Origin of the sequence: Brevibacillus porteri (assembly GCF_003013475.1) — a bacterium.
GTDB classification, from domain to species: domain Bacteria; phylum Bacillota; class Bacilli; order Brevibacillales; family Brevibacillaceae; genus Brevibacillus; species Brevibacillus porteri.
Genome location: NZ_PXZO01000047.1, coordinates 1 through 8,292, shown reverse-complemented (window position 1 = coordinate 8,292; position 8,292 = coordinate 1). Strand labels below are relative to the sequence as shown.

Here is an 8,292-nt window from a genome sequence, read left to right as displayed (position 1 = left end):
TCACTCCCTCCTACTCGATTTCATGATGGTGTGCCAAGTGCGATGTCATGTGCAGAAAGTGTATCGCGCAGAACGGTCGCCATGAGTTGGTAGCCGAGGACATGCGGATGAAGTCCGTCATCAGCCAATTCCATGCGCAGTGTGATACCATCTGCGTCCGTCATGCGGGAGTGATAATCGACATAGAGACAGTCTGTTTGTTCAGCAATTTCTTGAAAACGTTCATTGATCGTGATGACGAGCTGGTTTCGCTCATGGTTGCGTGCGTATCGGTCCATGCATGTAGGCAAAAGGGAACAAAGAATGGGCTGAATGCCTTGCTCGAGAGCCGCATGCACCATTGCTTCTACATCACTGGTCACCTGCTGGTTAATCTCTTGAGGTGTCAGTCGGTCGGAAGGCAAGAATGTATCCAACGCCCACGTATTGTTAATCCCGATCATGATCACCACGTAACGTGGCTTCAATTGAAGGACATCTGCGGCAAAACGTCTGCGGGCCTGTTCGGTTGTGTCACCGCCGATTCCACGATTCACGATCGTCTGAGCGGACCTGCCAAAAAAGGTAGCAAGATCCCACCAATGCGTGATGGAATCGCCGAAAAAAACAAAATCGACGGGCTGCTGGTGGAAGAGCAGCGCTTCATTATGAAAGTCAAATTCGTTGCGTCGTCTGTCTGCTGGCGCATCGATACTGAAAAATCCGGGCTTTATGAGAGCTGGGCGCTGTTCGTCCAAGCTACATCCCTCCTCGTCCAAAAGTTTACCATATCCCTGTAAGCGTGGTGTGCAGTTTCGTTTACTTCTTACTTGATTTTGCCGAGTGTACACGATAACATATGTTCTGAATAAGATTGATAACCATTATCAAAGTGTGGGAGTCTAAGAGAAGAGGGTGACCGTTGTGTCCATTGCTAAAATCATTCGAGAGCGCCGCTCTATTAAAAAAGACTATAAACCAGATACTGTGTCCGAAGAACTTGTTTTGGAGCTATTGAATGACGCTGTGTACGCGCCGAACCATGGTATTCGTGAGCCTTGGAGATTTCTGTTTGTATCTTCAGAGAAAAAAGAAGCGTTTGTAGAGAAGTTGATCACCTGCTATCCCCCAGAAGCCCATCAGGCGCGCAGAGACATGTACAACCAACCGGCAGCCTATTTGGTCGTCATCATGAAAGAAGATCCGCGCCAAAAACAATGGGAAGAAGATTTCAGTGCGACGGCAGCTCTCATTCAAAACTTCCAGTTGCTCGCATGGGAGCGTGGATTAGGCGTAGTCTGGAAAACAAACGCGCACAACTGGGACCCGAAGGCACACGCCATCTTGGGTGTTGCGCCAGGAGAGAAAATCGTTGGTTTCCTGCACCTCGGTTTTTTCGATCAGGAAAATGTACCAGCAGCACGCACACGCACATCTGCTGAAGAAAAGTTCACTCGGTTCGAATAAACGAAAAAACGAGACCATTCGAAGGTCTCGTTTTTTTGCAATTACTTTGTTGCTGCTTCCTGCGCTACGACTTTTACCATGCTTGAAATGATCCCCAGATGGATGGACTCGTGCATGACGGCAAAGTTAAAGACTTCTCCTACCGTCGTAAACTGGAAGGGACCCATTGTAATGGGGGCTGGCAATGCTGCCTCTAGCTCGTCAGGGGTGACGGAGGACAACCGTTCAAGCTGTACGGACAAGTAGTGAATCAGCTCATCTTTCGAGGGTGATGCAGTTGTCCAGTCAGAAGGCTTCGTTCCCGTCTGAAAAAGAGTAGCGTAGGAAGCGGGCAGGTCAGATTGGTAAGGCAAGCCGATGGACAGAAAATGCTGAAAACAAAAGACGATATGCCCGATATTCCAGCGAAGTGTATTTGAAAAAGCGGGGGATTGCACATCCAATAGCTCCTCAGGAATCAACGGAATCTGTTGCAGACCAATTTGACGAACGGATGTGGCTGTAGTGATCATGCTTTGAGACATGAGACAAACCTCCCTATCATTTTCCTATGATTGACAGCGATCTTACCGTCAACTAAAGTGTACGTCGTAGGGGAAAACGCAACAATCATGCTTTTCCGATTAGAATGATTAGTAAAAATGATAATGGGCACAAGAGGTGAAGCAATGGAGCTCAGGCAATTGGAGTATTTTATGGCAATATGTGAGGAAATGCATTTTTCCCGGGCCTCAGAAAAGCTGTGTACCTCGCAGTCCAATCTCAGTCAGCAAATCAAGTTTTTAGAGAGTGAGCTGGGTGTCCCGCTGTTTGACCGCTTAGGTAAGCGAATTGCGCTGACAGAAGCAGGAAAGGTATTGCTGGAACAGAGTCGGCATGTTTTTTCCCATATCGACTACGCACGCGAAGCGATTGCTGCCATGAAAAACAACGAAGGGGGCACGCTCACGATCGGTGTCCTGCCTGGCGATGCCGATTTGTTGTTTGATGCTCTTCTTGTAGAATTCCACCGCTTGTATCCCAAAACATCCTTATCCGTCATTGAGTCTACAAGAATCGTGGAGCAAATCACATCCGGCGAGATTGATTTGGGCGTGACTGTGCTACCTGAGCCGGATGAGAGAATCACTGTCATTCCGCTATTTCACGAAGAGTTCGCGCTTGCGGTTCATACCGCACATCCACTTGCCAAGGAAAAGGCAATCAAGTTTGAGCAGCTTCAAGATGTAAAAATGGTGATGTTTCCGTCGGATCATCAAGCGAGACAGCTCATCAATCGCTATTGCATACAGGAAGGCTTTCGCTTGCAGGCTCATATCGAAACAACCACACTCCTGTCTCTATTGACTCTTGTAAAAAAGGGGATCGGGGGCTGCATTCTGCCTAGCTTATTGCTGCAAAACATGAACGACGACGAGATTGCGATCATCAACCTCTTGCATCCGACACCCAGCCAAGACATCTGTTTGGTTTATCGCAAGGACAAATATATGGGGTTTGCCGCTCGTACCTTCATCGATACGCTACAAGCGTATATTCAATCGGCCATCGACAACACTCATGCTCCCACCACGAATAAAAACCGCTCGTAAGATTTTCCTTTCCTTGGTAAAATGCATATCATTACGAACCACGATCTGGTCGAGGGGAGGAAGTTCACATGCATCCAAAAAAAGTCCCCCGTTAATCCCGAGGTCCTCCATTCATGTATTTGTGTCAGCTACCCCAAAATAGATCAAGGGAGATGTACGTAAATGAACATGAATGGACCTGTAAAAATATCTCGAAGTGAACGATTTCAAACCTGCCAAGAAATAGCTGCGAGATTACATGAAGTGTACAAAGAAAAAGTTCTGGCCATTGGGGTGTATGGTTCCATTTCTCGAGGGACAGACGGCCCTTATTCGGATATCGAGATGTTTTGTGTATTAGAAGAATCAGGGGAAGAAATAGAATTTAGCTACGAATGGTCAGCAGGACCTTGGAAGGCTGAAGTAAATGTGTGCAGTGCAGATGTATTGCTGAACACTGCCGCTACGGTCGAGGATGATTGGCCGCTGACACATGGCCCATTCTTTTCTCCGCTGAGTCTGTACGATCCGAAGGGCTTTTTTAAAACGCTCAAAAAAGCAGCAGAATCACCAGCGCAGGAAGAGTTCACAGAAGGAATCAACGGTATTCTCGTAGGGGAAATGTACGAGTTTATTGGCAAGTTGCGAAACGTAAATCTAAACGGCCCACATACCTATCTGCCCTACTTGGCTATGGAGTTTGCCCAATACGGTGCGATGTTGATCGGGCTGCACAACCGAAAGCTTTACTCGACAGGGGCCAAGGTTTTGCCGGAAGCGCTGGAATTGCCGCATCGTCCGGCTGGATTCGATCAGGTAGCCAGATTGGTGATGGCGGGGGATCTGACTGATCCAGCAAAAATCGTTAGCGCTTGCGAAGCATTCTGGGATGGTCTCCAAGAGTGGGCTGCACAGCATCAGTATGTGATTCATTCAGAGCGAATCCCTTTTTAGTGGATAAATTACAAACGAGACCCCTTGAACGAGGGGTCTCGACTTACCAAGAAAGCCTTGCTTCCTAGCGAGGCTTTTATTTTTGGGGCTTACTCCACTTTGCCGCTCAGATGCTCATGAATGAGCTTCCATTCCTCTGTCTCTGTTTTCGTAAAAATATTCGTGGCTCTGCCACTTCCCGTGACGAATTCCCCGTTGTAATAGCCTTGATATTGATACGTATATACACAGCTAGCGGAACTTTGATCGACAGCAATCCACTGGACATCCGTAGCTGCATAGACTTCATCCTTGATCAGATGCCATGCATTTTCAAAGTAAGCGCCGATCTCACTCATGGATGTACAGGTCTTGTCGGAAAACCAGTAAATGGCGTTCGGATGAAGCATTTTTTCTACATTGGCAAAGTCATGTGTATTCGTAGCGTCAATATATTGCGCTAACGCCTGTTTATACCCTTCCACAAATGATCCCTCTCTCCGCTAAAAATGGTCTATTTATCCATATTTTATAGGTTTGCGGCAAAGAAAAAAAGCCCGCCCGATGTAGAAGGGGGCTATTCGGGCGGAAATGGAGGACGTAATGTCCATCGTAGGGTCTGACACATTCATGATAGTTGTCTGATGTTAAGGAAGAGTAGAGAGAACATGAAGCATTTGTTAATTTTAGGTTTTGTATAAATGCGGAGGGCAAGCACCCGTTTTTTTCTTTTTAATCACTGGGATAGACAGGCATCCATACAGGAGAGATGCGGTTGTCATAAGCTGAATGGAGTACCGATCCTTGCCAGCAGAATCGGTGCTTCCATCTGATTTCAATGAGGGGAGAGGTAAATTATGGGTTGCGATCGCGGTGGTTTCGGCTTTTTTGGTGGCGGGTTCATTTGGATTCTCATTATTATTTTTCTCGTGATTTGCTTCATTGATGACTAAGGTAATCTTGCAAAGAAAAGACTCTGTGCTCTCATACAAGAGACAGAGTCTTTTTTCTGGTTCTTACTTCAAATGCTGCAAAAATTGACGTGTGCGTTCCTCACGCGGCTTTGCGAACAAATGGGAAGGTGTATCTCGTTCCACGATGACACCTTGGTCCATGAAAATAACCTCGTCGGCAACTTCCCGGGCGAACCCCATCTCGTGCGTGACGACGATCATCGTCATCCCTTCCTGGGCAAGCTCCTTCATCACCTTCAACACTTCGCCAACGAGCTCCGGGTCGAGAGCGGAGGTAGGCTCGTCAAATAGCATGACTTGCGGGTCCATCGCCAGTGCCCGAGCAATCCCTACACGCTGCTGCTGTCCACCAGATAACTGTGCAGGATAATGGTCCAGCTTGTCACCGAGACCTACTTTTGTCAGGAGAGCAGCGGCTTTCGCACGTGCTTTTTCTTTGTCTACTTTTTTGACAGTGACGGGTCCCTCCATCACATTTTCAACGGCTGTCATGTGCGGGAACAGATTGTAGTTTTGAAACACCATCCCGGTCTGCTTTCGCAGCTTCGGAATACTTGTTCTCTCTACTTTTTTGGAAAAGTCCAGCTTGACGTCGCCGATTTGGACGCTACCGCTGGTCGGAACCTCAAGTGCATTCAGGCAGCGAAGCAAGGTTGTTTTCCCGGAACCAGAAGGACCGATGATAACGACTACCTTTCCTTTTTCCACCGAGAGAGAAATACCTTTGAGTACATGTAAGGTATTGAATTGTTTATGCACATCCGTGATCGTAATCATGCGTTTTCACCTGCTTTTTAGACATAACGGTCCAGCTTGTTTTCGATGCGATCCTGGATAATAGAGAGTATGAAGCAAATCACCCAGTAGATAAGGGCTGCTTCCGCATAGACGAGCAGCGGCTCATATGTCGCAGCGACGACTTCTTGGGCTTTGCGAAACATCTCTGGTACCAGAACGACCGAAGCCAGCGAAGTATCCTTGACCAAACTAATAAACGAGTTGGACAAAGGAGGAATGGAGACGCGAGCTGCCTGAGGGAGCACGACTCTGCGCAGTGCTTGCCAGTAGGTCATCCCCATGGAGTAGGCTGCTTCCCATTGCCCTTTGTGAATGGACAAGATCGCGGCACGTACCACCTCGGAGGAATAGGCACCGACGCTGAGAGAGAAGCCGATGATTGCCGACGGTATCGGATCGATCATCAAGCCGATGCTCGGCAAGCCATAAAAAATGATGAATAATTGGACCAATAAAGGAGTACCGCGAATGATCGATACATAAAAGCGGGCGAAGGCAATCAGCGGCTTTATGCCGGATAGACGTGCCAGAGCAGTGAGAACCGCAATGATCAGACCAATGAAAAAGGACGCGATGGCGATTGTCAATGAATAGAGCAAGGCTCCTTTCAACAGAGGAAGAAAGGAGCTTTGCGCGATATCGATCCATCGGTTCAGGCGTTCTGGGTTTTCAAAGAGGCTACTTAGAGACATCTGCACCAAACCATTTCTCTGATATTTTTGCGAGGGTACCATCTTTCGTCATGTCGTCCAGTGCTTTGTTGAATGCATCAACCAGCTCTGTGCTGCCCTTGCGGAAGAGGAAACCGTTTTTCGCTACGTTCGGATCTTTTGCGATAATTTTGATAGGAACATCAGGCTTTTGCTTCATGAAGTCCAACAGGGAAATCCCGTCGTTGATCGTAATGTCTACACGCTTGGAAACAAGCAAATCGATCGCTTGGTTAAAACCTTCCACACCAACGATTTCCGCTCCGTTTTTCTTCGCGATATCTGTGAGGTTGCTCGTCAATGTTTGGGCTGCTTTCAGACCTTTGATATCCTCGAAGCCTTTTACGGTCGTGTTGTCTTTATGGGTGACAAGGACCGCTGTGGATACGGTGTATGGATTGGAGAAATCGTATTTTTCCTCACGATCAGGGCGGATGCCTACCTGGTTCGCTACGACATCAAAGCGCTTGGAGTCGATTCCAGCGAACATCGCATCCCATTGTGTTTCTTGAAAAACAGGCTCTACTCCGATGCGCTTCGCTACCTCTGTCACGACCTCCACATCATAGCCCGTCAGCTTGCCAGACTGATCGTGGAACGTAAACGGCGCATACGTGCCCTCGGTTCCAATCAGAATTTTTCCGTCGGCTTTTACTTTTTCCAACAAGTTTTGTTCTTTTTTCTCTTCTGTTGGGGCAGGAGTGGCACTATTTTGCGGTGGTTGTCCCGTTGAAGACGACCCGCAGCCTGCCAATGCGACTAACAGAGTGGAAGCGAGAAGGGAAAAAAATAGTTTTTTCATAAATTAACCCCCACTAAACCGATGTGAATTTGAATAGGAACATACTAAAAGGGACAGACAATTTTGTCAATGACTAAGAATTACTTCGTGATATCTTCGCCGAACCATTTGACGGAAATCTTGGAAAGGGTGCCGTCCTGCTGCATCTCATCGAGCACCTTGTTAATCGCGTCAGTCAGTTCTGTGCTTCCTTTACGGAACATAAAACCGGTTGGTTGGCCCTCTGCATTTTTCGCCACGACTTTGATGGGCGTATCAGGCTTTTGTTTCAGGAAATCAAGTACTGACAAATTATCGTTGAGCACAACGTCGACGCGTTTTTGTGCAATCAGGTCAATGGCTTGATTGAAATTGTCTACACCGACGATTTCTGCCTCATTGGCGCGTGCGAGGTCAGCGTAGTTGCTAGTCATGGATTGTCCGGCTTTTAACCCTTTGATATCCTTGAACTCTTTGACGGTGTCATTGTCCTTGTGAGTAACCAAAACCGCACGGGAAATCGTATATGGCTTGGAGAATTCGTACTTTTCCTGACGATCAGGACGGATTCCTACTTGATTGGCAATGACGTCAAAGCGCTTGGAGTCGAGTCCCGCAAACATGGCATCCCACTGGGTTTCCTGGAACACAGGCTCTACACCGAGCCGCTTGGCAACTTCGGTGATAACCTCCACATCATAGCCGGTCAATTTGCCCGACTGATCATGGTACGTAAACGGAGAGTATGTACCTTCCGTACCAATGACGAGTTTTTTCTCGGCTTTCACTTTTTCTAGCAAATTTTGCGAAGCTGCTTGATCAGCAGGCGGAGTTGTAGGATTCGGCTGAGAAGGAGAACCGGAAGTGCCGCAGCCAGCCATTCCCAGTAGCAGGCAAGATAGTAAGGTAGACAGAATGACTTTTTTCATGTTGTAATCCCCTTTATGTTAATCGGATTTCATGGATTCATAGTAGTGGTCGTTCATGCCTTTGTCAATCTTTAAATTATTAAATCCTATTTGATTACTTTGAATTGGAGGGGACAAGGTTCTATGTACCTGCGGTGGGGAGAAGAATAT

General features: G+C 47.4%; 10 protein-coding genes. 3 read left to right on the top strand and 7 right to left on the bottom strand.

The window, feature by feature from the left end; translation table 11 throughout:
* Positions 1-20 precede the first annotated feature (20 nt).
* Positions 21-737 carry a GDSL-type esterase/lipase family protein gene (locus C7R92_RS22925; RefSeq protein ID WP_106835754.1) on the bottom strand — a complete coding sequence of 239 codons (717 nt, stop codon included), beginning with the start codon at positions 735-737 and terminating at the stop codon, positions 21-23.
* A 157-nt stretch (positions 738-894) separates the two neighbouring features.
* Between C7R92_RS22925 and C7R92_RS22920 the strand changes: the two genes are divergently transcribed.
* On the top strand, positions 895-1,446 hold the full coding sequence (locus C7R92_RS22920; protein WP_170831592.1) for a nitroreductase family protein: 552 nt from the start codon (positions 895-897) through the stop codon (positions 1,444-1,446).
* Between the two features lie 41 nt (positions 1,447-1,487).
* On the opposite strand, the gene C7R92_RS22915 is transcribed toward C7R92_RS22920, so the two are convergent.
* A complete protein-coding gene (locus tag C7R92_RS22915; protein WP_106835753.1) occupies positions 1,488-1,970 on the bottom strand; it encodes a DinB family protein in 483 nt (160 codons plus the stop codon).
* Positions 1,971-2,114: 144 nt separating this feature from the next.
* On the opposite strand from C7R92_RS22915, the gene C7R92_RS22910 reads away from it, so the two are divergent.
* Together C7R92_RS22910 and C7R92_RS22905 are read left to right on the top strand one after the other, a co-directional pair.
* On the top strand, positions 2,115-3,038 hold the full coding sequence (locus C7R92_RS22910) for a LysR family transcriptional regulator (RefSeq protein WP_106835752.1): 924 nt from the start codon (positions 2,115-2,117) through the stop codon (positions 3,036-3,038).
* A gap of 162 nt (positions 3,039-3,200) precedes the next feature.
* Positions 3,201-3,971 carry an ANT(4')-I family aminoglycoside nucleotidyltransferase gene (locus tag C7R92_RS22905; protein ID WP_106835751.1) on the top strand — a complete coding sequence of 257 codons (771 nt, stop codon included), beginning with the start codon at positions 3,201-3,203 and terminating at the stop codon, positions 3,969-3,971.
* A gap of 89 nt (positions 3,972-4,060) precedes the next feature.
* Here C7R92_RS22905 and C7R92_RS22900 read toward each other — a convergent pair whose 3' ends face one another.
* From C7R92_RS22900 to C7R92_RS22880, 5 genes are all read right to left on the bottom strand, one after another.
* Positions 4,061-4,435: a YybH family protein gene (locus C7R92_RS22900; protein ID WP_069847820.1), complete on the bottom strand. Its 375-nt coding sequence runs from the start codon at positions 4,433-4,435 to the stop codon at positions 4,061-4,063.
* Positions 4,436-4,966: 531 nt separating this feature from the next.
* Positions 4,967-5,701 carry an amino acid ABC transporter ATP-binding protein gene (locus C7R92_RS22895; protein WP_106835750.1) on the bottom strand — a complete coding sequence of 245 codons (735 nt, stop codon included), beginning with the start codon at positions 5,699-5,701 and terminating at the stop codon, positions 4,967-4,969.
* Positions 5,702-5,718: 17 nt separating this feature from the next.
* Positions 5,719-6,414 carry an amino acid ABC transporter permease gene (locus C7R92_RS22890; RefSeq protein WP_106835749.1) on the bottom strand — a complete coding sequence of 232 codons (696 nt, stop codon included), beginning with the start codon at positions 6,412-6,414 and terminating at the stop codon, positions 5,719-5,721.
* Positions 6,401-7,234: an amino acid ABC transporter substrate-binding protein gene (locus C7R92_RS22885; protein ID WP_069847815.1), complete on the bottom strand. Its 834-nt coding sequence runs from the start codon at positions 7,232-7,234 to the stop codon at positions 6,401-6,403. Before C7R92_RS22885 ends, C7R92_RS22890 begins: the two co-directional genes overlap by 14 nt.
* A gap of 80 nt (positions 7,235-7,314) precedes the next feature.
* Positions 7,315-8,142: an amino acid ABC transporter substrate-binding protein gene (locus tag C7R92_RS22880; RefSeq protein WP_106835748.1), complete on the bottom strand. Its 828-nt coding sequence runs from the start codon at positions 8,140-8,142 to the stop codon at positions 7,315-7,317.
* Between the last annotated feature and the right edge of the window lie 150 nt (positions 8,143-8,292).

What these genes read in the sequence shown, in the direction of transcription:
- C7R92_RS22885 (WP_069847815.1), bottom strand. Translation starts at nt 7,234, where the DNA reads ATGAAAAAACTATTTTTTTCCCTTCTCGCTTCCACTCTGTTAGTCGCA.
- C7R92_RS22915 (WP_106835753.1), bottom strand. Translation starts at nt 1,970, where the DNA reads ATGTCTCAAAGCATGATCACTACAGCCACATCCGTTCGTCAAATTGGT.
- C7R92_RS22880 (WP_106835748.1), bottom strand. Translation starts at nt 8,142, where the DNA reads ATGAAAAAAGTCATTCTGTCTACCTTACTATCTTGCCTGCTACTGGGA.
- C7R92_RS22905 (WP_106835751.1), top strand. Translation starts at nt 3,201, where the DNA reads ATGAACATGAATGGACCTGTAAAAATATCTCGAAGTGAACGATTTCAA.
- C7R92_RS22910 (WP_106835752.1), top strand. Translation starts at nt 2,115, where the DNA reads ATGGAGCTCAGGCAATTGGAGTATTTTATGGCAATATGTGAGGAAATG.
- C7R92_RS22895 (WP_106835750.1), bottom strand. Translation starts at nt 5,701, where the DNA reads ATGATTACGATCACGGATGTGCATAAACAATTCAATACCTTACATGTA.
- C7R92_RS22890 (WP_106835749.1), bottom strand. Translation starts at nt 6,414, where the DNA reads ATGTCTCTAAGTAGCCTCTTTGAAAACCCAGAACGCCTGAACCGATGG.